Annotated in this window: 20 protein-coding genes and 3 pseudogenes; 13 read left to right on the plus strand and 10 right to left on the minus strand. The window is 66.9% G+C overall.

Features of this window, described 5'->3' with window-relative positions:
* Window positions 1-104, plus strand: a pseudogene (locus WC493_RS05860) (integrase core domain-containing protein); the annotation flags it as partial.
* Between the two features lie 1,583 nt (window positions 105-1,687).
* Here WC493_RS05860 and alkB read toward each other — a convergent pair.
* The 5 genes from alkB to WC493_RS05885 form a co-directional block, all read right to left on the minus strand.
* Window positions 1,688-2,356 (minus strand): DNA oxidative demethylase AlkB, encoded by a 669-nt coding sequence (alkB, locus tag WC493_RS05865; RefSeq protein WP_373063503.1) that lies wholly within the window; start codon window positions 2,354-2,356, stop codon window positions 1,688-1,690.
* Window positions 2,353-3,165, minus strand: coding sequence for a DUF72 domain-containing protein (locus tag WC493_RS05870; protein ID WP_373063505.1), 813 nt, complete (start codon window positions 3,163-3,165; stop codon window positions 2,353-2,355). Before WC493_RS05870 ends, alkB begins: the two co-directional genes overlap by 4 nt.
* A 176-nt stretch (window positions 3,166-3,341) precedes the next feature.
* Window positions 3,342-4,367, minus strand: a complete 1,026-nt coding sequence (locus WC493_RS05875; RefSeq protein WP_373063507.1) for an aldo/keto reductase — start codon at window positions 4,365-4,367, stop codon at window positions 3,342-3,344.
* A gap of 100 nt (window positions 4,368-4,467) precedes the next feature.
* Window positions 4,468-4,965, minus strand: a complete 498-nt coding sequence (gene tsaA, locus WC493_RS05880; protein WP_373063509.1) for a tRNA (N6-threonylcarbamoyladenosine(37)-N6)-methyltransferase TrmO — start codon at window positions 4,963-4,965, stop codon at window positions 4,468-4,470.
* Between the two features lie 15 nt (window positions 4,966-4,980).
* Window positions 4,981-5,958, minus strand: a complete 978-nt coding sequence (locus WC493_RS05885; RefSeq protein WP_373063511.1) for a PHB depolymerase family esterase — start codon at window positions 5,956-5,958, stop codon at window positions 4,981-4,983.
* Between the two features lie 135 nt (window positions 5,959-6,093).
* Here WC493_RS05885 and WC493_RS05890 point away from each other — a divergent pair, with 135 nt between their 5' ends.
* Complete coding sequence (locus WC493_RS05890; protein WP_373063513.1) at window positions 6,094-6,651, plus strand: isoprenylcysteine carboxylmethyltransferase family protein; 558 nt, start codon at window positions 6,094-6,096, stop codon at window positions 6,649-6,651.
* Window positions 6,648-7,829, plus strand: coding sequence for an acyltransferase family protein (locus tag WC493_RS05895; RefSeq protein WP_373063515.1), 1,182 nt, complete (start codon window positions 6,648-6,650; stop codon window positions 7,827-7,829). Before WC493_RS05890 ends, WC493_RS05895 begins: the two co-directional genes overlap by 4 nt.
* On the opposite strand, the gene WC493_RS05900 is transcribed toward WC493_RS05895, so the two are convergent.
* Window positions 7,811-9,424: a GMC family oxidoreductase gene (locus tag WC493_RS05900; RefSeq protein WP_373063517.1), complete on the minus strand. Its 1,614-nt coding sequence runs from the start codon at window positions 9,422-9,424 to the stop codon at window positions 7,811-7,813. The genes WC493_RS05895 and WC493_RS05900 overlap by 19 nt on opposite strands.
* A 207-nt stretch (window positions 9,425-9,631) precedes the next feature.
* Window positions 9,632-10,972: a dicarboxylate/amino acid:cation symporter gene (locus WC493_RS05905; protein WP_373063519.1), complete on the minus strand. Its 1,341-nt coding sequence runs from the start codon at window positions 10,970-10,972 to the stop codon at window positions 9,632-9,634.
* A 183-nt stretch (window positions 10,973-11,155) separates the two neighbouring features.
* On the opposite strand from WC493_RS05905, the gene WC493_RS05910 reads away from it, so the two are divergent.
* Window positions 11,156-12,985 (plus strand): ATP-binding protein, encoded by a 1,830-nt coding sequence (locus WC493_RS05910; protein ID WP_373063521.1) that lies wholly within the window; start codon window positions 11,156-11,158, stop codon window positions 12,983-12,985.
* Complete coding sequence (locus tag WC493_RS05915) at window positions 12,982-14,316, plus strand: sigma-54-dependent transcriptional regulator (RefSeq protein ID WP_373063523.1); 1,335 nt, start codon at window positions 12,982-12,984, stop codon at window positions 14,314-14,316. The genes WC493_RS05910 and WC493_RS05915 overlap by 4 nt, the downstream gene beginning before the upstream one ends.
* A 36-nt stretch (window positions 14,317-14,352) precedes the next feature.
* Here the strand turns inward: WC493_RS05915 and WC493_RS05920 are convergent, their stop codons facing one another.
* Both WC493_RS05920 and WC493_RS05925 read right to left on the minus strand, forming a co-directional pair.
* Window positions 14,353-15,090, minus strand: a complete 738-nt coding sequence (locus WC493_RS05920) for an SDR family NAD(P)-dependent oxidoreductase (protein WP_373063525.1) — start codon at window positions 15,088-15,090, stop codon at window positions 14,353-14,355.
* A gap of 22 nt (window positions 15,091-15,112) precedes the next feature.
* Window positions 15,113-16,633, minus strand: coding sequence for a malonyl-CoA synthase (locus WC493_RS05925; RefSeq protein ID WP_373063527.1), 1,521 nt, complete (start codon window positions 16,631-16,633; stop codon window positions 15,113-15,115).
* 235 nt (window positions 16,634-16,868) lie between these two features.
* Between WC493_RS05925 and WC493_RS05930 the strand changes: the two genes are divergently transcribed.
* Window positions 16,869-17,639: an aspartate/glutamate racemase family protein gene (locus WC493_RS05930; protein WP_373063529.1), complete on the plus strand. Its 771-nt coding sequence runs from the start codon at window positions 16,869-16,871 to the stop codon at window positions 17,637-17,639.
* Between the two features lie 5 nt (window positions 17,640-17,644).
* On the opposite strand, the gene WC493_RS05935 is transcribed toward WC493_RS05930, so the two are convergent.
* Window positions 17,645-18,424 (minus strand): IclR family transcriptional regulator, encoded by a 780-nt coding sequence (locus tag WC493_RS05935; RefSeq protein ID WP_373063531.1) that lies wholly within the window; start codon window positions 18,422-18,424, stop codon window positions 17,645-17,647.
* A 153-nt stretch (window positions 18,425-18,577) separates the two neighbouring features.
* On the opposite strand from WC493_RS05935, the gene WC493_RS05940 reads away from it, so the two are divergent.
* The 7 genes and pseudogenes from WC493_RS05940 (at window position 18,578) to WC493_RS05970 (ending at window position 26,221) form a co-directional block, all read left to right on the plus strand.
* Window positions 18,578-19,627, plus strand: a complete 1,050-nt coding sequence (locus WC493_RS05940) for a WD40/YVTN/BNR-like repeat-containing protein (RefSeq protein WP_373063533.1) — start codon at window positions 18,578-18,580, stop codon at window positions 19,625-19,627.
* Between the two features lie 3 nt (window positions 19,628-19,630).
* Complete coding sequence (locus WC493_RS05945; protein ID WP_373063535.1) at window positions 19,631-21,949, plus strand: RND family transporter; 2,319 nt, start codon at window positions 19,631-19,633, stop codon at window positions 21,947-21,949.
* Window positions 21,950-22,239: 290 nt separating this feature from the next.
* Window positions 22,240-22,896, plus strand: a pseudogene (locus tag WC493_RS05950) (DUF1302 family protein); the annotation flags it as partial.
* Window positions 22,897-22,999: 103 nt separating this feature from the next.
* Window positions 23,000-23,164: pseudogene (locus WC493_RS05955) on the plus strand (2Fe-2S iron-sulfur cluster-binding protein); the annotation flags it as partial.
* Between the two features lie 81 nt (window positions 23,165-23,245).
* Entirely contained in the window at window positions 23,246-23,998 is a 753-nt protein-coding gene (locus tag WC493_RS05960) for an FAD-binding oxidoreductase (RefSeq protein WP_373063601.1), read from the plus strand.
* A gap of 34 nt (window positions 23,999-24,032) precedes the next feature.
* A complete protein-coding gene (locus WC493_RS05965) occupies window positions 24,033-24,914 on the plus strand; it encodes a VOC family protein (protein ID WP_373063537.1) in 882 nt (293 codons plus the stop codon).
* Window positions 24,911-26,221: an amidase gene (locus WC493_RS05970; protein WP_373063539.1), complete on the plus strand. Its 1,311-nt coding sequence runs from the start codon at window positions 24,911-24,913 to the stop codon at window positions 26,219-26,221. Before WC493_RS05965 ends, WC493_RS05970 begins: the two co-directional genes overlap by 4 nt.

A 26,221-nucleotide genomic window follows, 5' to 3' on the forward strand; every position in this document is an offset into this window, starting at 1 on the left:
GCGCGGTCGTCGCCGACTGGATCGAGGATTACAATACCGAGCGGCCGCATTCCTCGCTCGGCTACGAGACGCCGGCGGCCTATGCCGCCGGCCTACGCAAGCAACGGAGGGGCATGCCCCTCCCGTTGCTTCAATCTCCAACATGCGGAATTCTAACCACGGATCTCTGCTTCCAGCTGGATGAAGCACCGGGGTCAGGTCAGTGCGCCGGGCCTTGTTGGTCGTACTCCTGGCACCACATTCACGATAGGGGATATCGGAGATCGGAATATTCGGAATAGCAGAGTGACAAGGTTTGATATTTATAGATTTGAAACATTACAAAGTGCACTAAATTCTGGTCGACAAACAGTTCCTATCACTATTACCGGCGTACCAGACGACTGGAGTTGTCCGCCATGACGACACCGCTCAAAATAACTTCTCTAGTAATCGCCTTATTCGAACTTTGTGCTGTGGCCACGTTGGCAGGCCCCTCTAGCGCAAGTGATGGCAGGCAAATTGGAATTTGGAGTGAGAAGGGGCGGATTCCTCAGGTTGTCGATGGTGCCACGGCGGATGTTGTTGCCCCGGACGGTGGGTATGCGGTTCGTGGAACCGCCAATGGCCTTCAGCTGGTTGACGTCAACGGTAAGGTAGACGCTCTGCCTATATTGGCAACTGCGCCGCTTTGGGAAGTGATTTGGGCTCCTAATTCAAAAAGTTTCGCGATAAATGCGAGCGACGGTGGAACGGTGGGTACCTGGGATTCTGTTGTCTACAGATTGGACCATGCGCCTCCTTTCGCATCACTCGATGTATCATCCTTGGCTCGAGCAGCATCCGCCGATCTCCCTCAGTGCCGTGAACGCGAAGACCTAAACGTGGCCGTTGTGGGGTGGGCAGCAGATGGGGCCGAGGTTCTGGTCGTGGCGGAAGTACCACCGCATTCATCGTGCATGAATATGGGGGACGTCGTTGGATTCCGAATTTCTGTTAGATTGGGAAAAATTTTGGAACAACTGCCGGAACAAGCATTGCGACAGCAGTGGGGCCCTGTGCTTGGCTGCAGGTTTCAACAAGCATGCAGACTCAACTAGCTTGTCAGGGAATGACATACATAAAGTACCCTGGAAACTTAATTTCGCTGCTGTGAGCCGCTTAGCATATCATTGTGAAAGCACTACTTCGCCCTGACCACCAATTTCCTCCGCGTGACCCACCCGGCGTGTCAGTGTAGTAGCCATACTTCACACTATGCGGCGTCCGAGTGATCTTCAGTATCACTCGCGGGCTTGCCGATCCATTCCGGCGAGACGCGCCGACAACGCCCGGCTCATGCCGTCCAATGCGTTCGCGATCGCCAGCATCCGCCGTGCAACCCGCGGGCCTTTCTCCCGACGGGCATATCCCCGCAGCTCTGACGCCGAGAGGTCGCCCCTGATCCGAAGGCCTCGCATGGCACCTCCACTACCGCCATGCCTCCCTTGAATCAGATTTCGACCCCGCCGGGAATCCCTCACGAGTCAGCCATTCATGGAACTGGTATAAGAGATAACAGACCGGAAAAACTCTAACTTCAAACGATCCAGTTTTCTGGGCTCACATCAGCCGGACCAAAGGTTCCGCTACAAAGGGAATGGAGCGCCGCCGATAACGCGCAGCCAGCCGTTCCCGATTTCGAACGTGGATCGATTGAGCCTCAATGTCATGAGGGACAGGATAAGCCAGCCCGCCGGAAGGTAAGATTGTACCTGAGCGGGTCCGCCGCCGGATGGTGGCCGGCCCTAAGCGGCGCGACGCCGTGGAAGAACAGGCGCGACGGGCCGCCCCAGACCACGACGTCGCCCTGGACCAGGGGAATGCGGCGCGCCGGATCGTTCCGTTTCGGCCCGCCGAACAGGAAGACGGCCGGCAGACCCAGCGAGACAGAGACGATGGGTTGCGTGAAATCCTGTTCGTCGCGGTCCTGGTGCAGGCCCATGCGGGCGCCTGGGGCATAGCGGTTGATCAGGCAGGCGTCGGGGGCGAAACCGGGGTAGCCGCCAGCTTCCGCTGCGGCCGTGGCGACGGCGGCGAAGGCCGGCGGCAGGCTGGGCCAGGGCGCGCCGCTCGCCGGGTCGGTCGCCTGGTAGCGGTAGCCGCGGCGATCCGTGACCCAGCCGAGCGAACCGCAACAGGTCATGGCGACCGACATCGTCTGGCCGCCCGGCGTTACCATGTGACGAAAGGGCGCTGCCGCCGCGACCGCCTCGATCCCGGACAGCAGCGCGGGCGCTTCGGCACAAGCGAAGCCGCGCAGCAGGACGGCGCCCGGCGCGATCGTTTCCGTCCCGGCCTCCGGGTGTGTCAGGGGGGCGAAAAGGTCGCCGGTCATGCGCAGGCCGCGATCAAAGCCCGGGCCGCGGCCGGATTGGCCTCCTTGAAGCCGCCGATGACGAAGAGGAAGACGTCGCGGGGCGGTCCCGGCGGCTGGGGCACCCCGGCGCAGGCGAGGTCTTCGGGCACACGGCCTTCGGCGAGGTCGCGGGCGCGGGCCGCCCAGCGGGCGATGGCCGCCGCGTCGTAGCCGCCGGCCATTTCGGTCGTGCCCATGATGCGGAGATAGGCGAAGGGGGCCGTCGGGTCGGCGATCTGGGGATAGGGACTGTCGCCGGCCGTGATCACGGCAACGCCGTGGCGGCGGGCGAGCGCGACGAATTCGGGACAGGCGAAACTCGGGTGGCGCACCTCGACCGCATGGCGGAGCGTGATGCCGTCGCAATCCCGCGGCAGCAGCGAGAGAAAGGCGGCGAAATCCTCGGGTTCGAAACTCTTGGTCGGCATGAACTGCCAGTTGATCGGACCGAGCTTGGCGCCCAGCCGGGTGATGCCGCCGGTGACGAAACGCTCGATCGATGGGCCCGCCTCGGCCAGGACGCGGCGATTGGTGGTGAAGCGCGGCCCCTTCAGGGTGAAGACGAAACCGTCCGGCGTCTCGTCGTGCCAGCGCTGGAAACTTTCCGGCTTCTGGGAGCCGTAATAGGTGCCGTTGATCTCGATCGCGGTGAGCTGTCCGGCGGCATAGGCGAGTTCCTTCGCCTGCGCCAAGCCCGCCGGGTAGAAGCGGCCGCGCCAGGGCGGGAAGGTCCAGCCCCCGATACCGATCCTGATCCGCCCTTCCGCCGCTTTGCCCTGCTCCGCCATGGCCGTCTCCTTCGAGACCAGGAAAGCAAATCCCGGGGCCGAAGGCGACCCCGGGGCTAGAGCCGATTGACGATTCATTGAATCGGCAATCGGCTCAAATGCTTTGATAGCGCGGTTTCTGACGGCAAACCGGTTTCCACTTCGCCGGAAACCGCGCTGGCGTTTCTATTCTGGCTTCAGTCCGTCAGCACGCGATTGGCGCCCTGGCGTTCCAGCATCCAGCCCGGGTATTCGGGCGGCAGGATGCTGACCGCGTCGAGCGCGGCGATTTCTTCCGGCGTCAGGCGAAGCCCGGTCGCCGCCAGATTGTCGTCCAACTGCTCGACCGTCTTGGCGCCGACGATGACCGAGGTCACCACCTTGCGCTGGAGGAGCCAGGCCAGCGCCACCCGGGCGACCGAGACGCCGTGGGCTTCGGCGATCGGCCGCATGGCGTCGATACAGTCGAAAGCGCGTTCCTTGTTCACGGGCGGGAAGTCGAAATTGGCCCGCCGTGCGCCCTCCGGACCCTGGCCCTCGCGGGCATATTTGCCGGAGAGCAAGCCGCCGGCGAGCGGGCTCCACACCATGAGGCCCAGTTTCTCGGCTTCCAGCAGCGGCGCGATCTCGCGTTCGAGGTCGCGGCCGGCGATCGTGTAATAGGCTTGCAGGCTGACCGGCCGGGTCCAGCCGTGCCGGTCGGCGAGGCCGAGCGCCTTCATGATCGTCCAGGCCTGCCAGTTGGAGAGGCCGATGTAGCGGACATGGCCCTGGGTCACCAGGTCGTCGAGCGCGCGCAGCGTCTCCTCGATCGGGGTCAGCGGGTCGAAGCCGTGGATCTGGTAGAGGTCGATATAATCGGTGCCGAGGCGGCGGAGGCTGGCCTTCACGCCGTCCATGATATGCCCGCGCGAGGCGCCGCCGTCGTTGGGACCCGGTCCGGTCGTGCCGAAGACCTTGGTCGCCAGCACGATGTCGCTGCGCGGCCGGCCGGCGTTCTTCATGGCGCGGCCGGTGATCTCTTCCGCGAGGCCTTCGGAATAGACGTCGGCCGTGTCGATGAAATTGACCCCGGCGTCGAGGGCGCGGGAGACGATGCCGTCGGCCACAGACTGGTCGAGGCTGCCGATGGCGGTCCAGAAGCCGCGACCGCCGAAGGTCATGGTGCCGAGGCAGATTTCGGAAACCAGCAGTCCGGTTCCGCCGAGCTTCTTGGTGCGCATGGGATCACCTCGTCGTTGGGGGCAGGCTCCTATCTAGGCGCCCGCGCCGGCCGGCATAATGCCCGATATTCGCGACAGGCTGTTCCGGGGGAGCGAACAATCAGCCTCGCCCGGTTTCGAAGTCGCCCTTCTGGGGCGGTGCGATCGGCTTGAACTGGCTGCGCTCGGGCTTGAGGTCGAGCAGCGGCGTGCCGTCCAGGCAGTCGAGCCCCCGCACCAGGAGGACATTGCCCTCCCGCCCATCGAGGACGGCGATCGACGTGCCGATCGGATTGGGCCGCACGGGCGAGCGGATGGCGAATGTGCCCTTGGTCCGGCCGTCGCTGGCCGGGCTCTGCCGCACCAGGTCGCGCCGCGAGCGGTCGAGCCAATAGAGCACTTCGAGCTTCGAGAAGGCGTCGATCCCGTCCAGCGCCTGGTCCCAGGGCGGAAACACTTCGATCCGGCACGGCGGGCCGTCGTCCCGGCCCTGGCGCGGGCATTCCAGGCGCGAGGTCCAGGGGGTCCGGATCACGCCGATATAGACGAGACCGGCATCCCGGGGCGCCGGAGCGTCGACGGCGACCTCGTTCGGGCGGATTTCATCGAGGCGCACCATGATCCCCCCACTTCGTTATTGGACGAGGCCCCAGAATTTCAGGAGTTCGAGCGAGGAACAGACGCCGACGTCGCTGACCAACTGGCTGACTCCCCTCGGCACGACACCGCAGCCGTGGGCGGCATCGACCGGCACGGAATGGCCGATGCCCTGGAGGTCGGTGAATTGTACCGCCGGGCGGCCCGAAGCGTCGACCCAGGTCTGGCGCTGGTAGGGACCGATGCGGTCGAGCCGCGGCTGCGTCTTGTCGAGGTGGAGGAGGCCCAGCCACTGGTCCCGCACCCGCGGCCCGTTCGAGGGCGCGACCATCGGATCGTCGCTGCCCTGCCAGACCGAGAGCCGGGGCCAGGGGCCGGGCCAATCGGTCTTCGTGGTGATGCGGGCGGCCAGTTCGCCGGGATCGTCGGTGCCGAGCCCGGCCATGGCGACCGGCGCGGTCAGTACCAGGTCGGCCTGGCCGACCGGCAGCGAGCCGAACACGCCGCCTGCCGCGATCAGGTCCGGATAGCCGGCCATCAGGATCAAGGCCATGCTGCCGCCCGCCGAATGGCCGGTGACGAAGACGCGCTTCGGGTCCAGGTGATAGGCCGCGATCATGGCGACGATCATGGAATGGATCGACACCGGCTCGTCGCCACGCGGCCCCTGCTGCCAGGAATTGAACCACTGGAAGCAATAGTTGGGGTCGTTGAAGACGCTCTGCTCCGGCGCCAGCACGGCGAAACCATATTGATCGGCCAGGGTGAGCCAGCCGGTCTCGGCGACGTAGTCTTCCGCCTTCTGGAAGCAATGGTGCAGGGCGACCACCAGGGGGGCGCCGGGCTTCAGGCTCTTCGGCACATAGGCGCGCATGCCGATCTCGCCCGGGTTGTCGCCGAAGTGGCTGAACTCGGTCGTGCGCTCTTGCCGCGGCGATAGTTGAAGGGCGCAGGCACCGACCAGCAGCAGCGCCAGGCCGGACATTGCCCGCAAAAGGAACAAGCGCTTCGCCACCAGCCACCTCCCATGGTCAGGCGGGCACCATGCGGCGGCGAGGAACACTTTGCAAGACGGGGGCCGCCGCCTATAGTCCGGCCCGACCGGGCGGCCCGCAGCGGATGCCGGCTCGACGAAGAAGACCCGATCCCGATGCGTCTGCCCCAGGAAATCCTGCTCTATCTCGCCAGCCTGATCTTCATCGCCTTCACTATCGGCTATGTCGCCCATTTCCGCCGGCCGGAGGGCACGCCCTGGCCGATGCGGGTGCTGGCGATCCTGTCCGGGGCGACCACCGCCGGCGTGATCGCCGAGATTACGGGAACCAGGGCGACCTGGCCGTCCTTCGGCTTCGCCACGGTCTTCCTGCTGGCCTCCGCCGCCCTCTATGGCTGGACCATCCTGACCACGCGGCGGAGCCGCCTGTCGGTCGCCTTCTCGGGCGATTCGCCGACCTTCCTGTTGGAGAGCGGGCCTTACCGCCTGATCCGCCATCCCTTCTACACCGCCTATCTGCTCTATTGGATCGGCGGGGTGATCGCGGCGCGCCAGCCCCTCTTGATTCCGGCGGTCGCGCTCATGGCGGCCGGATTCGGCTGGGCCGCGATGCGCGAGGAACGGAAGTTCGAATCGAGCCCGCTCGGCGGCCATTACGCCGCCTATCGCCGCCGTGCCGGCATGTTCCTGCCCCGGCTCTCCGGTCGCGCATGACCCGCCATGCTTCACCCGACGCGGGCCACCGGCGCCGTGAGCTGGACCTGTTGCGGATCTTCGCCTGCTTCGTCCAGTTCCCGTTCCATACCGCGAAAGTGTTCGACTTCGATCCCGAATACCATGTGAAGAACGCGGTCCATTCGGGGGCGCTCGACCTCTTCGCCGCCTTCTGCCACGTCTGGCGGATGCCGCTGTTCTTCTTCATCGCGGGCTTCGCGGCGGCCACCATGCTGTCGTCGCGGACGACGCTGGTCTTCATCAAGGACCGCTTCAAGCGCCTGCTGCCGCCGTTGCTGGTCGGCCTGGTGCTCTTCGCGCCGGCGATCAAATATCTCGAACGGCTCGGCGGTATCGACCTCCGGCCGAGCGGGCTCCGCCCGACCAGCGGGCCGATCACCATCGACTTTGCCGATTTCTACTGGCGCTTCTTCTCGCGCCTCAACCAGTTCACCTGGTCGCACCTCTGGTTCATCGTCTACCTGCTGCTCTTCGCGCTTCTGTTCGGCTGGCTGCTGCGCCTGATGGCGCGGGGCTACGACCGCATGGAGGGGAATTTCCTGTGGGCGATGGCGCCGGCCGTGGTCGCCGCCCTGTCGGAGGTCTTCCTCCGCCCGATCTATGGCGACCTGCCCAATCTGTTCGGCGACTTCGCCAATATGACGATCGAGGTCGCCTTCTTCCTGATGGGCGGCCTCGTCTCGCGCCAGCCGCGCATCGAGCGGGTGATCGCGGCCCGGCCGCTCGCCCTGCTGGCGCTCGGCCTCGCCGCCTTCGCCCTGTTCTACTGGGGCCAGGCGGAATTCGGCTGGATCGCGCGGGCGGCCCGGGGCGTCGCCGCCTGGTGCCTGGTCGCCGGCCTGCTCGGTCTCGGCCGCCGCCTCGGCACGCAGCGCACCGCCTTCGACCGTTACATGGGCGAAGCGACGCTGCCGCTCTATGTCCTGCATCACCTGCCGGTGGTGGCGCTCGCCTTCGTCATGGTACCGACGGCGCTGCCCCTCTGGGTCAAGGCGGCGGTGATCTGCTTCGGTTCCGCCGCCATCACCTTCGCCGCCTATCACGCGGTGGTCAGGCCCTTTGGCCCGACCCGCTTCCTGTTCGGCCTGAAACCCCGGGCGGTACCGCCCGGGGCGCACCAGGTTCAGTCGACCCAGGCTCAGGCGGCCCGGGAATAGGCCGCGGACTTCTCCAGGATGTATTCGGCCACCTTCTCGGCGGTCATGATGGTGGGCGCATTGGTGTTGCCGCCGATCAGGGTCGGGTGCACCGAAGCGTCGACCACGCGGAGGCCCTCGATGCCATGGACGCGGCATTGCGGGTCGACCACGGCGAGATCGTCCGTGCCCATCTTGCAGGTGCCGACCGGGTGATAGACCGTCTCGGCATAGCGGCGGAGATAGGCTTCGATCTCCTGGTCGGTCTTGGCCGCTTCCCAGGCGAAATCATGGTTCTTCGCCCGCTTTGCGGCGAAGGCCTGGTCCAGGATGATGTCGCGCGAGAGCTTGAAGGCGCGGATCATGCACTCCACGTCCTCGCGCTTCTCGAGGTAATTGGGATCGATCGCCGGATCGGCGAAGGGATCCGCCGACTTGATCCACAGCCGCCCGTGCGAGGTCGGGCGGAGCTGGCAGGCATGGGTCGAGAAGCCGTGGCCGAACTTGGTGTTCAGCCCGTGGTTCTCGAGCAGGGCCGGAATGAAGTGCATCTGCACGTCGGGCCGCGGATCGTTCGGATTGGTGCGGGCGAAACAGCCGGCCTCGGCCACATTGGTCGTATAGATGCCCTTGCGGCGGGTCATGTAGTCGAGCAGGCCGATGATGCCGCGGTAAGACATGCGCCACGAGAAGCCGTAGGACTCGCTGGACGCCGTGCGCTGCTGCAAGGTGATGTCGAGATGGTCGCGCAGGTTCTTGCCGACGCCCGGCAGCTCGTGCTTCACCGCGACGCCGGCAGCCGTCAGGTCGGCCGGATCGCCGATGCCGGAGAGTTGCAGGATCTGGGGCGAGTTGATGGCGCCGCCGGACAGGATCACCGATTCCGCGGCTTCCTCGTAGCGGACTTGGCCGTTCTGGCGGAAGCGGACGCCGCGGGCGCGCTTGCCGTCCAGCTCGATCGCCATGACATGGGCGCCGGTCGCGATCGAGAGGTTGCTGCGCTTGCCCATGATCTCCCAGAGATAGGCCTTGGCCGCCGAATAGCGTTCGCCTTCCTTCTGGGTCAGTTGGTAGTAGCCCACACCTTCCTGTTCGGCGCCGTTGAAGTCGGTCGTCCCGTGCAGGCCCCAATGCTTGCCGGCCTCGATATAGAGGTCGCACAGCGGGTTCGGGTGGCGCGGGTCGGTGACGTTCAGGGGCCCCAGGTTGCCGTGGAACTGGTCGACGATCCGCTCGTTGTGCTCGGACTTCTTGAAATAGGGCAGCACGCGGTCATAAGACCAGTCGGCCAGGCCGAGGGCGGCCCAGTCGTTGTAATCGTCCCGGTGGCCGCGGGTATAGATCATGGCGTTGATCGAGGACGAGCCGCCCAGCGTCTTGCCGCGCGGCCAGAACATCTCGCGGCCTTCCATGTGCTTCTGCGGCACCGTGTGATAGCCCCAGTTCCGCGTCTTGGACCGCATCAGGGCGACCACGCCGAAGGGCATCTGCACCGACCAGTGGCGGTCGCTCGGGCCGGCTTCGAGCAGCAGGACCTTGGTGTTCGGGTTGGCGGTCAGGCGGTTCGCGAGGACGCAGCCGGCCGAGCCCGCACCGATGATGATATAGTCGTACATGTCTCTCCCCTGACGTTCCCACCCGAACGGGGCCGGTCTGTGCCGGCTTGAACGGTGCTCAGGTCCGTTCCGACAAATTGTCAGTCGAAAAATACCTGATCCCGGGCGGCTGAAAAGCTAAATCTCCCGCCGCCACAAAGAAAGCGGCCGGAAGGGAGAGTCCTTCCGGCCGCGACGTCGGCCCCAAGGGGCAGTCGGGGACCGACGCTATTCGGCGGCTTGACGCGGTACCGCGACCGGGGCGGCGTGATGCGGCTCCGGCAGTTTGCCCGAGAGGGCAAGGTGGAGCCGTTCCTTGTCCAGTTCGCCTTCCATGCGGGCGACCACGATGGCGGCGACCGCATTGCCGATGAAATTGGTCAGCGCCCGGCATTCCGACATGAAGCGGTCGACACCCAGGATCAGCGCCATGCCGGCGACCGGCACGGCCGGCACGACCGAGAGGGTGGCGGCCAGCGTGATGAAGCCCGAGCCGGTGACGCCGGCAGCGCCCTTGGACGACAGCATGGCGACCAGCAGCAGCAGGATCTCGTCGCCGAGGGCGAGATGAGTATCGGTCGCCTGGGCGATGAAGAGGGCGGCCATCGTCATATAGATGTTGGTGCCGTCCAGGTTGAAGGAATAGCCGGTGGGCACCACGAGGCCGACCACCGAACGGGAGCAGCCGGCCCGTTCCAGCTTTTCCATCACCGAGGGCAGCGCCGATTCCGACGAAGACGTGCCGAGCACCAGGAGAAGCTCGCCCTTGATGTAGCGGAGCAGGGCCAGGATCGAGAAGCCGTTGTAACGCGCGACGATGCCGAGCACGCCGGTGACGAAGACGATCGCGGTTAGATAGAAGGTGCCGACCAACAGGGCGAGGTTGGCGATCGAGCCGATGCCGTATTTGCCGATGGTGAAGGCCATGGCACCGAAGGCGCCGATCGGCGCCGTCTTCATCAGGATGTTCACCATGGCGAAGATTGCGGCCGAGACCGACTTCAGGAAGTCGTTCACCACCTTGCCCTTTTCGCCGGTGAGGGCGAGGGCGACACCGAACAGCACCGAAACGAGCAGGACCTGCAGGATGTCGCCGCCGACGAAGGCGCTGACCACGGTGGTCGGGATCACGTTCAGCAGGAAGGCGACCAAGCTCTGCTCATGCGCCTTCTCGGCGTAAGAAGCGACCGCCTTGGCGTCCAGCGTGGCGGGGTCGATGTGCATGCCCGCACCCGGCTGCACCAGATTGGCGATCACGAGGCCGAGGATCAGCGCGAGCGTCGAGAAGAACAGGAAGTAGAGGAAGGCCTTCAGACCGACCCGGCCGACCTTGCCGAGGTCGTTGGCGCCCGCGATCCCGGTCACCACGGTGAGGAAGATCACCGGCGAGATGATCATCTTCACGAGCTTGATGAAGCCATCGCCCAGCGGCTTCATCTCGGCGCCGAGATCGGGCCAGAAATGGCCGAGCAGGATGCCCACGGCGACCGCCATCAGCACCTGGAAATAGAGCACCTTGTAGAACGGACGGTGCCCGTGGGGCACGGCGCCAGCGGCCGGAATTTCCATTGTGACCTCCCTTGTGCCGGGCCGCCCCCGGGCGCCGCGGCATTCGCCCGCTTGTTGCGGGCCATGACCGCTTCACCTTTTGGCAAGCATTGTGCCAATGGCCGAAAGCGACTACCTAAGGGGCCAAGTGCTTGAAATTCCACGGCCACGGCGGAGTGCCGGGCCGATCCCGGAGGGTCTTCGGTGCGGCAGGCCACACAGGCTTCGGGGGCGTTGGGCGGAAATCCGCACGGGGCCAATCCGCAGGGGGCGGAAGCCTGGGCCCGCCGTATCCGGCGCGACTGGGTGGTCTTCCTGCTGGCCGGCCTCGTCCTCCTCGTGATCGCGGCGCTGGCGGCCGGCTCGCGCGCCGGCAGCGCCGCCCTCGACCAGTCGCTGGCCCAGGCGGCGACCGCGGCCCGCCTCAAGGTCGCCGTGCTGCGGGCCGAGATCGAGAAGCACCGTTCCCTGCCCTTCGTCCTGGCCGAGGATCCGGAAGTCGCCGCCCTGCTGGCCGCCCCCGGCGATCCGGCCAGGGTCGATCACATCAACCGCCGGCTCGAAGAGCTGAGCCGGGGTACCAGGGTCGGCGTCATCTATCTGCTGAACGACCGGGGCAAGACGCTGGCGGCCAGCAACTGGCAGGCGCCGGACAGTTTCGTCGGCCAGGACTATAGTTTCCGGCCCTATTTCCGGGATGCCCTGGCCAATGGCACGGGCGAGCATTTCGCCCTCGGCTCGATGTCGCACCGTCCCGGCCTCTATCTCGCGCGGCGGGTCGGCGACGAGGCGGGCGTGGTCGTCATCAAGCTCGAATTCGATGCGCTCGAGGCCGAATGGGCGGAAGACGCCATGCCCGTGCTGGTCGCCGATGCGCGCGGCATCGTGCTGCTGACCGACCGGGCCGACTGGCGCTTCCGCACCCTGGCGCCGCTGCCGCCCGAGACGCTGGCGGCGCTCCACGCCGGGCTTCAATTCGGCGACGCCCCCCTCGACCCGCTGCCCCTGGCCCTGGCGCCGGAGGGCGGCACGGCCCGCATCGGCGGCGCCGATTACGCGACCGTGGTCCAGCCGGTGCCGGGCACGGCCTGGACCCTGCATCTCTTTGCCGGCCTCGAACCCGGGCGCCGGCAGGCGGAGACGAGCGCCGCCCTGCTCGCTGCCCTCGCCGTGCTGGTCGCCATGGGGCCGGCCGGGCTCCTGTTGCGGCGGCGCCACCGCGGGGTCGAGCGGCGCGCCCGCGATGCCCGCCACCGGGAGGTGCTGGAAGCCGAAGTGGCGGCCCGCACGGCCGATCTCGTCGCGGTCAATGCCAAGCTCTCGGCCGAGATCGCGGAACGGCAATTGCTTCAGGACGAGCTCGCCCAGGCCAACCGCCTTGCCATCCTCGGTCAGATCGCCGCCAGTGTTGCCCATGAGATCAACCAGCCGGTCGCCGCCATCCGCGCCTATGCCGACAATGCCGCCGTCTTCCTCGACCGCGCGGACGGTGCCAATGCGCGCGCCAACCTCGGCCTGATCGCCGGCCTGACCGAGAAGATCGGCGCGATCACTGGCCAGCTCCGCAATTTCGCGCGGCGCACTTCGGGCGCCGTCGGCCCGGTCGAGGTGGCGGCGGTGGTCGAGGGTGCGCTCCTGCTGCTCGGGCCCCGGCTGCGCCGGCAGGACGCCCGGGTGACCAAGAAGATCGCCGACGGTCTGCCGCCGGTGCAGGGCAAGGCGGTGCGCCTCGAACAGGTGCTGGTCAATCTGTTGCAGAACGCCCTGGACGCGGCCCCCCAGGCGCCGGCCATTACGATCGAGGCGGGATTGGAGGACGGCCAGGTGGTGATCCGCGTCGCCGACAACGGTCCGGGTCTGGCGCCCGAGGTGATGGCGCGTCTGTTCACTCCCTTCGTTACCTCGAAGCCGTCGGGCCTCGGCCTCGGCCTCGTCATTTCGAGCGATATCGTGAAGGATTTCGGCGGCACCCTCGGGGTCGAGAACAGCCCCCAGGGCGGCGCCATCTTCAGTGTGAGATTGAAACCGGCATGAGCGCTTCCCCGCCCCTGGTCGCCTTCGTCGACGACGAGGCCGACCTCCGCGCCGCCAACGCCCAGAGCCTCGGGCTCGCCGGCTTCGCGGTGCAGGGTTACGACGGTGCGGCCGCGGCGCTGGCCGCGATCGGCGCCGATTTTCCGGGCGTCGTGGTGACCGACGTGCGCATGCCGGGGATCGACGGCATCGAGCTGTTCCGCCGCCTGAAGGCGCTCGACCCGGACCTGCCGGTCATCCTGATCACCGGCCACGGCGATATCGAGATGGCGGTCGGCGCCATGCGCGAGGGTGCCTATGACTTCATCTCCAAGCCCTATGCCGCCGAACGGCTGATCGACAGTGTCCGCCGCGCCCTCGACAAGCGCCGCCTGGTGCTGGAGAACCGGCGGCTCCGCCAGGCGCTGGAACAGGCTGGGGGCGATCCCCCGCTGCTCGGCCAGACCCCGGCGATGGAGAGGCTGCGCGCCCGGATCCGCAGCTTGGCCGATCTCGACGTCGACGTCCTGGTGCTGGGCGAGACCGGCTCGGGCAAGGAGATGGTGGCCCAGGCCCTGCACCAATGGGGCAAGCGGAAATCGGGCCGCCTGGTCGCGCTCAATTGCGGCGCTCTGCCCGAGACGGTGATCGACAGCGAACTCTTCGGCCACGAGGCAGGCGCCTTCACCGGCGCCGCCAAGCGGCGGATTGGCCAGATCGAATACGCCGATGGCGGCACCCTGTTCCTCGACGAGATCGAGAGCATGTCGCCAGCACTCCAGATCAAGCTGCTCCGCGTGCTCGAAGACCGAATGGTGACGCCGCTCGGCTCCAACGAGAAACGGCGGATCGACATGCGGGTGATCGCGGCGACCAAGCTCGACCTCGGCCGCGCGGTGAAGGAGGGCGGCTTCCGCGCCGATCTCGCCTATCGCCTCGACGTGGTGACGCTCACGATCCCGCCGTTGCGCGAGCGGCGGGACGACATCCCGCTGCTGTTCGAACATTTCGTGACCCGCGCGGCGGCCCGTTTCGGGCGCGAGCGGCCGGCTCTGAGCCCCGGCCTGCGCCATCACCTGGAAGGTCACGACTGGCCGGGCAATGTGCGCGAACTGGCCCATTTCGCCGATCGCGTCGTGCTCGGCCTGGTCGAGCACGAGGATGGCCCGCTGGCCGGCCGCGGCCTGGCCGACCAGGTCGCGGCCTTCGAGGCCAGGCTGCTGCGCGACGCACTCACCCGCCACCGCGGCAATGCCGCCGCCGCGATCGAGGACCTGGGGCTGCCGCGCAAGACCTTCTACGACAAGCTCCAGCGCTACGGCCTCGTCCCCGCCGATTTCCGGGAGAAGTGAGTGCGGCGCCGTCTCGGTGGCCAGCGCGCTTCGGGATCAGGCCGCCGACATGCCGCCGTCGGCCGACAGCACGGCGCCGGTGACATAGGACGCATCGGCGCCGAGGAGCCAGACAACGACGCGGGCGATCTCCTCGGCGGCCGCGATGCGGCCGAGCGGGATGGCCGCGTCATAGGCATGGTCGTCGCCCCCGGTCACCCGGTCGTAGGAGGCGGTCTTGGTGGCACCCGGGCAGACGGCGTTGATGCGGATGCCGCGGCCGGCATAGTCGAGGGCGGCGGCCCGGGTCAGGCCGACGACGCCGTGCTTGCTGGCGACGTAATAGGCGAGATGCGGCATCGCCTTCAGGCCGAAGATCGAGCTGTTGTTGACGATGCCGCCGCCGCCCCGCCGCAGCATGGCCGCCAGCTCGTAATGCATGCAGTTATAGATGCCCTTCAGGTTGACGTCGATGACGCGCGAGGCGTCGGCGGGCGAGAATTCGTGGACATCGGCGAATTCGAGCTGCAGGCCCGCATTGTTGAAGGCGAAGTCGAGGCCGCCGAAACGCCGCTCGGCAAAGGCGACCAGGGCGCCGCATTGTGCCTCGTCGGCGACATCGGTGGCCATGAATTCGGCCTCACCGCCGGCAGCGGCGACCGCGGCCGCGACCTCCTCGCCGGCGCTGCCCCGGCTGGCCAGGACGAGGCGGACACCCTTTTCGGCGAGGGCGAAAGCGGTGGCCCGGCCAATGCCGCTGCTCGCACCGGTGATGATGGCGACCTTGCCCTTCATGGTTCGTCGTCCTTTCGCCGTTTCAAAGTCCCGCCGCCCATTTGTCGGCCCAAGTGTCGCGCAGCAGGTTCTTCTGCACCTTGCCCATGGCGTTGCGCGGCAGGTTGGGGACCACGACCGCCTGCTTCGGCACCTTGTAGTTGGCGAGCTTGTCTTTGAGGCTGGCCAGCACGGCCGCCGCATCGGGGACGGGGACGCCCGCCCGGGGCACGATCACGGCGAGGCCGGCTTCACCGAAATCGGGATGCGGCATGCCGACCACGGCCGATTCCTCGACCCCGGGCAAGGCGTTGATCAGAAGCTCGATCTCACGCGGGTAGACGTTGTAGCCGCCCGAAATGATCAGGTCCTTGGAACGGCCGACGATATGGACATAGTCCTCGTCGTCGATCAGGCCGAGGTCGCCCGTCCTGAAGAAGCCGTCGGCGGTGAATTCGGCGGCGGTCTTCTCGGGCATGTGCCAGTAGCCCTGGAAGACGTTGGGGCCGCGCACCTGCAGTTCGCCGATCTGGTTGCGGCCCTGAGGCTGGTCGTTCTCGCCGGCGACGCGAAGCTCGACATCGGGCAGGACCTTGCCCACCGTGCCGGCCCGCCGTGCGCCGTTCAGCGGATTCGAGGTCAGCATGCCGGTCTCGGTCATGCCATAGCGCTCGAGGATGGGCTTGGCCGTGCGCGCCGCGAAGGCATCGAACACCGCCGGCAGGAGGGGGGCAGAGCCCGAGATGAACAGGCGCACGGGGGCCGCCGCCTCGGCCGTGAAGGCCGGTTCGGCCAGGAGCCGCGTATAGAAGGTCGGCACGCCCATGAACACGGTGGCCTGCGGCAGCCGGGCGATCACCTCGCCGGCGTCGAAGCGCGGCAGGAAGATCATCTGCGCGCCGCTGACGAGCACGATGTTGCAGGCGATGAAGAGGCCGTGGGTGTGGAAGATCGGCAAGGCGTGGAGCAGCACGTCGCCCGCCGTGAAGCCCCACAGCGCCGACAGGGTCAGGGCGTTGGACGCCAGGTTGCGGTGGCTCATCATCGCGCCCTTGGGCCGGCCGGTGGTGCCGGAGGAATAGAGCAGGGCGGCGACGTCGTCGTCGTCCCGCTCGACGACGGTCTCCAGCGGGGTGCCGGCGGCGGCCGCCTCGGCCAGGCTGCCGCCGCCCGCGGTGTCGAGGGTATGGACGGTGCGGATGCCGCAACGGGCGGCGATGGCGCCGACGGTTTCCACCGCCTCGGGTGCGCAGACCACCGCGGCCGGTTCGGCATCGCCCAGGAAATAGGACAGCTCGTCGGGCCGATAGGCGGTGTTCAGCGGCAGATAGACGGCGCCGGCGCGCAGGCAGGCGAGGTAGAGGAAGACGGCATGGGGCGACTTGTCGACCTGCACCGCGACGCGGTCGCCCGCCCGGATGCCGGCGGCCGTCAGCGCCCCCGCCATCGCCGCCGTTTCGCGCAGCATGTCGCCATAGGTGAAGCGGCGTCCGTCGGGCGTGGCGATGAACGGATGATCGTGCCGGCCGTCCAGGCGCTGGCGGAACAGGTTGAAGAGGTTCATGCGCTCCTCGCGGGTCGATGGAACCGGACAAATATCATGTCGTCCGACCTCGTCCGGTAATCCTTGTGATTACGGGCGGACGGCGACGACCTTAACAACTGCGCCCTCGCCGCCCAAGTCCGAGATTGGGGCTGGATCTCAATGGCTGAGACGGTGGCGCTCCATCGGCGTTGCCCGCCGCCGCGACGAGCGATGTAATCTCGATTGAAAATCACTCGATGATGGAGATGGCGAGATGGACGGCAACGCGAGGCGGACACGGCGGATCAAGATGATCCTGCCGGTACCGGTGCCGGCGGCGGCGATGACGATGTTCGAGCAGCAGTATCCTCCCGGATTCGTGCGCCCGGACCTGGCGGTCGAATTCGTCGCCGCCCGGGAAGGGGCGAGCACGATCGACTCGCTCTACGAGGCCGCGCTGGCCGACGTCTTCGTGCTCGAGGCCGGTGCCAGGGCAGAGGAGGAGGGCTATGACGCCGTCTGCCTCAACACCATGAGCGATTCCGGCCTGGCCGCGCTGCGTTCGCGCCTGTCGATCCCGGTGATCGGACCCGGGCAGTCGTCACAGCTCTTCGCAGCGGCTCTCGGCAAGCGTTTCTCGGTCATCACCATGTGGGATCGATGGCATTACATGTACGAGAAGACGGCACTCGAACTCGGGCTCGATCACCGTCTGGCCTCGGTGCGTTCGATCGATGTCCGGCCCGATACCGCCGAATTGCTGGCGGGCAAGGAGGATGCGGTCTTCCCCAAGCTCGAAGCGGCGGCGCGCAAGGCGATCGAGGAGGACGGCGCCGATGTCATCCTGCTCGGCTCGACCACCATGCATCAGTCCCATGCCTATCTGGCCGGCTGCCTGCCGGTGCCGGTGATCAATCCGGGCCTGGTCGCGCTCAAGATGTGCGAGGCCATGCTCGACCTGGGCCTCACTCACAGCAAGCGCGCCTATCGCGCCCCCGAACGGCCGCGCGATGGGCTTTTCGCCGCGATACCGTCGCGCTTCTGACGCGCCTATTGCGCGGCGGAATAGAGCCGGGCGCGGATGGCATCGGCTGCCGCGCTCAGCTCGGGGACGATCGCCCTCATCCGGTCCGCGTCCAGCCGCTCCGCCGCGCCGGTACAGGACAGGGCGGCGATCACCTTGCCGGTCGCCGAGCGGACCGGCACGGCGACGCAATGCACACCCCGGTAGGTCTCGCCGAAATCGAGAGCATAGGCCTGGACCTGGACGTTCATCAGTTCGCTGCGCAGGGCCTCGGGATCGGCGATGGTCGTCTCGGTCAGGCGTACGAAATTGCCGTCGTAGAGGTAGGCCGACAATGCCGTGGCCGGCAGATGGGCGAGCAGCACCTTGCCGAGCGCCGTGCCATAGGCTTCGAGCTGTGCGCCGGCACGGGTCCGCTCGCCCGAGGGCCGGGGCGACGCCGCCTTGTAGAGATAAGTCACCATGTCGCCTTCAAGGACGCCGACATGGAGCGTCTCGCCCAACCGGGGCGCGACCGGACCCAGGGCATCCTCGCAGGCGTCGAGGATGATGCGGTGGGCCGGCACGACCAGGCCGAGCTCGGCGAGCGTCATGCCGAGACTGAAGCGGCCACCGCGGTCGCGGGTTACCGCCCCCACTTGTTCGAGCGTCGCGATGAAGCGATGCGCGGTCGCTTGATCCATCCCTGAACAGCGCGCGACTTCCCGCGCTGTGCCCTGTCCGCCCAATTGGCGGAAGGCGTTGAGGATGGCGAAGGTTCTGATCACGGAACGATTGGTCGGCGTCGCCAAGGCTTGATCCCCCATCTTCGGTCTCTCCCTGCAACCGGACCGGCGGCCGTTCTCGCGGTTCCTGCCGTCTCGGCGGTTGAGACACCCTGTCTGATATTTTTTTGACAGTTAGGAAATATTATCAATAGATTTCACATGTAAATTGAATTGATATTAATTGGAGTGGAGATGCAGGCGACACCGGCCCCCACCGCCGCGGTTCCGCGCGAGACGGCCCGACCCACGGCTTCCACGCTCGCGTCAGTGATCGCGCGGGTGCTGCCGATCCTCACGGTTGCTGCGCTCGCCGCGGCCGCCTTCTACATCAAGCCGACGGCCAAGGTGCTGACCGTCGAAGTGCCGGCGATCGAGACACGCGACCGGTTCTATGGCGCGGCCCGGCTGCCCGACGGTGCCCTGATGTTGGCCGGTTCGCGCGGCAAGATCGTGCGCTCGGTCGGCGACACCGGAACCTGGAAGGTTTTGAAGACCGGGGTCGCGGTGGATCTTCAGGACGTCGTCAGCCTGCCCGCGGGCGGTGCGGTGGCGGTCGGCGACGACGGTACGGTGATCGCGACGGCGGACAATGGCGATCGCTGGCACCGTGTCGACGCCGGGACGGCGTTCAAAGGGGTGAAACTGCTGCGCCTCGCCCTGGCGCCCGCCGGCGGCTTGTGGACGGTCGGCGAGCGCGGTCTACTCGCCCGCTCGAACGATCAGGGCGCCAGTTGGCAGGTGGTCGGCACGGGCGAGGAGGCGACCTATAACGCCATCGCCTTCGCCGACGCCGGGCACGGCGTCGTGGTCGGCGAGTTCGGTGCCGTCCTCCTCACCTCGGATGGCGGCCGGACTTGGCGGCGCGGCAAGGCGCCAGGCGAGATCAGCCTGATGGCTGTGGCCTTTGGCGATGCGGGTGCCGGCGTGGCGGTCGGCCTCGACGGTACGGTGATGACCACCACGGATCGCGGAGAGAGTTGGAACGTCTTGACCGGCGTCCGGCGCGAACACCTGTTCGGAGTCGCTTGGCGTGGCGCCGAGTGGATCGCCGTCGGCGAGAAGGGCGTCGTGCTGCGCGGCGACGCCACGGCGGTGCGCGAGGTCCATGGACCTGGCGAAATCGGTGGCGGTTGGCGGGTCGCCGTGCTGCCGACCCCTGAAGGATTGGTCGCCGCCGGGGCCGAGCCAGGGCTCATCGACGGTACGTCCTGGAAACCGTTTGCCGCCGCACCGAGGGGCTGAACCATGATCGATATCTTTTCACGCGCCGTGGTGCGCCACAGATTTCCCGTACTGATTGCGATGGCGGTGGTGACCGTCGTCATGGGGTGGTTCGCGCTGCACGTTCAGATCAAGACGCGATTCACCGATCTGCTGCCGCGCAACCATCCCTATGTGCAGGTGGATCAGGACTACAAGGCGTCCTTCGGCTCGTCCAACCTGGTGACCATCATGGTCTCGGCCGACCAAGGCGAGATCTTCACGCCGGAAATCCTCGGCAACATCCGGGATATCACGCTGGCGTTGCGCACGATCGAGGGGGTCAATCAGTTCGGCATCACCTCGCTCGCCTCGAAGAAGCTGAAGGAGATCCGCTCCTCGACCTACGAGATCGAGACGCGGCCCCTGATGTGGCCGGACGTGCCGCGGAGTGCCGACGCGGTCGCTGCGCTGCGGGCCGCGGTCCTCAACAACGGCCTGGTCTACGGCCAATATGTCGCTCGCGACCTGAAATCGGCCTTGATCACGGTCGACTTCATCGACCGCCTGGTCGACTACGACACCGCCTTCGCCCAGATCAATCAGGTGATCGATGCCCACCGGCTGCCCGGCGTGACCTATCGTGTGGTCGGCGATCCCATGCTCTATGGCTGGATCGGCGCCAATCTGGGCGAGACGGGGCTCGTCTTCCTGCTCTCCGTGGCCGTGCTGGGCATCATCCTGTTCCTCTGCTCGCGCACCTGGTACGGCACCGTCCTGCCGCTGCTCTCGGGCCTGCTCAGTGCGGTCTGGGCGCTCGGTTTCGCCGAACTGATCGGCTTCAACTTCGATCCCCTGATCGTCGTGCTGGCCTTCCTGGTCAGTGCCCGTTCGGTCTCGCACACGGTGCAGCTGATCATGCGCTTCGAGGACGAAGTCGACCGAGGCCGCACCAACGCCCGCGCCAATGCGGTGGTCAGCGTGCGCAGCCAGTTCGTGCCCGGCACGCTCGGCGTGGTGGTCGACGCCGGCGCCATCATCCTGGTCGCGATGACGCCCATTCCGCTGCTCGAGAAGGTCGCGGTGATCGGCACCTTCTGGGTCTGCACCATCGTCGTCACCGCCTTCGTGGTGGCGCCCGTGCTGCTCTCCTACGTCCGCCGGCCGGGTCATGTGCTCCTGGGCCTCGACGTCAATCACCTGTTCGAGGGGCTGCTACGCATCTCGGCGACGGTGGCGAGTTCTCGCTGGCGCATCGGCATCTTCGCCTCGACGGCGGTGGTGGTCGGCGCCGCCGGCTTCTATGCCCTCGGTCTCAAGATCGGCGACGCCCAGGCGGGTTCGCCCATCCTGTGGCCGGACAGCACGTTCAATCGGGATTCCGCGGCGGTCAACGCGACCTTCCCGGGTTCCGACCGCATGTTCATCGTGATCGACGGCGGTTCGCAGGACGCCATGAAGGACCCTGCGCTGCTCGCCTACATGCAGGATCTACAGCGTTACATCGAGGCGCAACCGCAGGTCGGGGCCACGGTTTCGGTGGCCGACCTCCTGCCCAAGGTGATGCGCACCCTGCACGAGAACAATCCACGTTACGAGCAGATCGGCCCCGACGCCGCGACCAACGGCGAACTGCTCTACATGTATCTCCAAGGCTCCGACCCGGACGACCTCGACCAGTTCGTCGACCGCACGGCGGCTGCCGGCGCCATCACCATCTATTTCCGGGATCGCCAGGGCGACACCATCCGCACCGCCGTCGCACGGATCAAGGATTTCGTCGCGCATCATCCGCCGCCGCTCGGCCGGGTGCTGCTGGCGGGTGGCCTGATCGGCCAGATCGCGGCCGTCAACGAGGTGATCCTGGCCGATCAGATCATCTCGATCGCAGCCGCCCTGCTGGTGGTCATCCTGGCCTCGGCCTTCGCCTATCGCTCCATGGGGTCCGGCCTGTTGTTCATGGTGCCGGTGGTGATCGCCAATGTCATCACCTTCGCCTTCATGGCACTCGCCGGCATCGGCATGAACGTCAACACGCTGCCGGTCGCGGCCCTCGGTATCGGGCTCGGGGTCGATTACGCCTTCTATGTCGTCGATCGCATCAAGGAAGAGGTCGAAAGCGGCCTGCCGCTCGGCGAGGCGATCAGGATATCGCTGATGACGGCGGGCAAGGCGGTCTTCGTCACCGCCCTGACCATGAGCGTCGGCGTCTGCGTCTGGATGCTGTCGGCGCTCCGCTTCCAGGCCGACATGGCGTTGCTGATGAGCCTCTGGCTCTTCGTCTCGGCGCTCAGCGCACTCGTGCTGCTGCCGTCGCTGGTCGCCTTCTTCAAGCCTCGTTTCGTCATCGGGCACTCCGCCTAGGCGGGAGCAGAACCGCCGCCGGCAGATGCCGGCGGCGCAATGGGTGCGGCATCTCGGGCCGGCGCGACCGGCATATCTGGAAAACGGGAGAATGGGATATGGGGGCTTTCAGGGATTTCAGCTTGGCCGGTGCATCGCTCGTGGTCTGTACCCTGCTGGCGGGTCAGGCGAACGCCGATGATACCTGGAAAATTACCGACATCGGCGTGCATGGCTATCTGCGCCAATATATCTCGATGAATCTGCAGGACGTCCCCGAGACATCGGAAGACGACGCCTACGACCTCAGCATGGTTCGTACCCAGCTGCGTCTCGACCCCCGCCTGGTGTTCGGGCCGCTGCGCTTCTTCGGCCAGCTGCGCGCGGTCAAGGAGATCGAGACCAACTATCTCCGCCGGCTCGAACGCCTGGGCAACACGTCCGACGGCTCGCAGGACGAGATCCTCGGCAATTACGACGGGGTCGAGATTCGCGAGCTCTATGGTGAATTCGATCTCGGCGAGCGCGTCACCATGCGTCTCGGCAAACAGCAGATCGTCTGGGGTGAATCCGACTTCTTCGCTGCCAACGACCAGGTGCACGGCTTCGACTATCGCTGGCGGAGCTTCCTCGAACCCGAGAACGAGGAATTGCGCAAGGCCCTGATCATCGCCAATGCGATGGTCCAGGTGCCCGAACTCGACGGTTCGCTGCAGCTCTACGTCCGGCCCGGCATCGACCGCGACGAGGATATCGGCACCACCTACGACCTGTTCGGCGGCCGCTGGGCCAACCAGCCGAACAAGGGGCTCGACTTCTTCGGCACCTCCGGCGGGGTGCCGCTGGTGCGCTACAATTACGATCAGTCGGGCGCGGAGCAGCGCGAACCCACCTTCGGTGCCCGCTGGCAGGGCCTGGCCGGCGACGTCTCCTATTCCTTCATGTTCCTGCGCAGTCACAATCAGGACCCGGTGCTGAATCCGAGCGCGCTGCTCTCCAGCAACGGCTACAAGGGCGAACTCTCGACCGCCGTGCTGGGTGATCTGATCTATCCGATCGTGAACACGCTGGGTGGTACCGCCAGAGCGCACGATCGAGGTCGCCGACGGCGAAACCATCCTCGACGCCGCGCTGCGCCAGGGCCTGCCCCTGGTCCATCAGTGCAGGTCGGGCAGCTGCTCGACCTGCGCCGCCCGCGTCGTCTCGGGCGAAGTCGAGATGGCGAAGTCGACCGCAATGTCCCTGATCCCGGCCGAGGTCGCCGAAGGGGTGCGGCTGCTCTGCCTGGCGCACCCGCAGACCGAGGCGGTGATCGCGATGGACTATCCGATCAACCAGCTGTTCGAGGGCGGGGCGCAGCAGTTCCAGGCCAAGGTTCTGGAATTCGAGCGGGTCGCCCATAATGTGGTGCGTCTTCTGGTCACCGTCCCGCGCGGCCTGGACCTCGAGTTCCGGCCGGGCCAATACATGCGGATCAAGGTACCCGGCAGCGACGAATGGCGTTCCTACTCGCCGTCGTCGGCACCGCGCCAGCTGCCCAAGCTGGAATTCCTGATCCGCATCCTCGATGACGGGCTGATGTCGAACGCGCTGCGCGGCGGCCTGCGCCGCGGCGCCGTGCTCGACCTCGACGGGCCTTACGGCAACTTCTACCTGCGCGACGATCACGGTGCTCCCCGCCTGTTCATGGCGGGTGGCACCGGACTCGCCCCGGTGATGTCGATGATCGATACCATCCGCCATGTCGAAGGGGCGCGCAGCGGCCGGGTCACGGTCAGCTTCGGCTGTAATCAGGAACGCGACATCTTCTTCAAGGACGAATTGGAGCTCCGGGAGTCCTGGATGCCGGCATTGTCCCTCCGTGTCTCGGCGATGCAGCTCGAGACGGCGGGGCAGGGACTGGTCCAGGGCAATCCGGTCAGCCTGCTGACACCGGAAGAAGCCGGGCCCACCACCGTCGCCTATCTCTGCGGTCCGCCGGCCATGATCGAGGCCGCCCGCGAACGTCTGGTCGCCCTCGGCGTCCAGCCCGATCACATCCACTACGAACAATTCACGCCCAGCGCCTGAACGCGCCCCGGGGAGGACGGAGGAGGATCCAGCGATGCCCGTGACACAGGTCGGTTACCTCGCCTTGAGGACCGCTCATCTCGACGAATGGTGCACCCTTCTGCTCGACGTCGTCGGCGCCCAGCTGCGCGACGAGGGCGAGGACGGCACCCTCTATTTCCGCTTCGACGATCGCCACCACCGCCTCTCCCTGCGCCCGGCGGACGAGGAGGGGGTCGATGCCATGGGCTTCGAGGTCGCCACCGCGGCCGAACTCGAAGCACTCTCCGCCCGCCTCGCCGCCGGCGGCGTCGCGGTGACCGAAGCCGCGCCGGAAGACTGTGCCCTGCGCGGTGTCGATCGCATGATCCGCTTCGCCGATCCAGACGGCTGGCCGCTCGAGGTCTATGTCCATTCCCTGATCGACGAGAGCGGCTTCCACGCCGCCCGCGGGGTCAAGGGCTTCAACATGGGCCGCCTGGGCCTCGGCCATCTGGTCTGGTGCTGTCCGAACGTCCACGCTTCGGCGAAATTCTATCAGGATGTCCTGGGGTTCAAGCTCAGCGACTACATCCGCTGGGACGGTGCCGATGCCACCTTCCTCCACTGCAATCCGCGGCATCACAGCCTGGCGCTGATGAACGAGTGCTTCGGCATGAAGAGCGGGGTGCTGCACCACATCATGATCGAGGTCGCCGATCTCGACGACGTCGGCCGCGCCTACGACATCGTTCAGCAGCGCAAGGTGCCGCTGGTGATGACGCTCGGCCGGCACAGCAACGATCACATGACGTCCTTCTATTTCAAGACGCCGTCGGGCTTCGCCATCGAATACGGCTGGGGCGGCCTGCTGATCGACGACGAGACCTGGGACGTCAAGTCCTACGGCTCGCCCAAGATCTGGGGCCATGATCTGGTGACGGAGGCGCAACCTTGAATCCGCTCGCCGGCCTTTCCGGGGCCGAAGCCATCCGCCGGGTACGTCAGGGCGAGACCACGGTCGAAGCCCTGGCAGAAGCACAGCTCGACCGCGCCGCGGCGCGGGAAGCCCAGGTTCGCGCCTGGGCCTACCTCGCCCCGGAACAGGTGCTGAGCGAGGCGCGGCGGCTCGACCGCAGCCAGGACCTCCTGCCCCTCAAGGGTCTGACGATCGGCGTCAAGGACATCATCGATACGGCCGACATGCCGACCGCCTGCGGCTCGCCCATCTATGCCGGGCACCGTCCGGCCGCGGATGCGGTCTCGGTCGCGCGGCTGCGCGCGGCGGGCGCCCTGGTCATGGGCAAGGCCGTGACGGCCGAATTCGCCACCTATACCCCGGGGCCGACGCGAAATCCGCTCGATCCCGCCAGGACGCCCGGCGGTTCCTCCTCGGGGTCGGCCGCCGCGGTCGCCGACTGCCAGGTACAGACCGCCTTCGGCACCCAGACGGCGGGCTCGGTCATCCGCCCGGCCAGCTTCTGCGGCACCCTGGGCTTCAAGGCCAGCTATGGCCGCTTCTCCTATCAAGGCGCGCATCGGCTGTCGCTCACGCTCGACACGCTGGGTTTCTTCGCCCGCGATTTCGAGGATTTCCAGTTCATCGGCCGGGCGCTGTGCGTCGCCGGCCAGTGGCGCCCGGTGGCGATCAAGGACAAACCCCGGCTCGCCTATGTCCGCACCCCCTGGTGGGACCAGGCCTCACCCGCGGTGCGGGCGGCGATGGACGAGACCGTGGCCAGGCTGAAGGCGGCCGGGGCCGAGGTGATCGAGGTCGATCTGCCGCCGGAATATACCGCCCTGGCGGCGGCGCAGGCCCTGATCATGGCCTATGAGGCCTCGGTCAATCTGGCGCCCGAGGCGGCGAGCCATGGCGAATTGCTGTCGCCCCGGCTGCGCGAACTGATCGCCGCGGGTGCAGCCGCCACGACCGAAGAAATCCAGACCGCCCATGCCCTGGCCCGCGAATGCCGCGACCGCCTGCGCGGCGTCTTCGCCCAGGTCGCCGGCATCATCACCCCGGCGGCCCCGGGGGTCGCGCCGGAGGGGCTGGAGTCGACCGGCGATCCACTGTTCAGCCGCATCTGGACCTTCCTCGGCACGCCCTGCACCGGCTTCCCGGTCGCCGCGGGCGAAGGGGGATTACCGGTTTCGGCGCAGATCGTCGGTCCAGTCGGCCAGGACGAGGCGACGCTGGCGCTCGCCGCCTGGGTACATGACATCGCCGGCGGCTGGCGCCTGCCGGCCCTGGGGGAAGGAGCCTGA

This window comes from Zavarzinia sp., from assembly GCF_041650655.1.
GTDB lineage: Bacteria > Pseudomonadota > Alphaproteobacteria > Zavarziniales > Zavarziniaceae > Zavarzinia.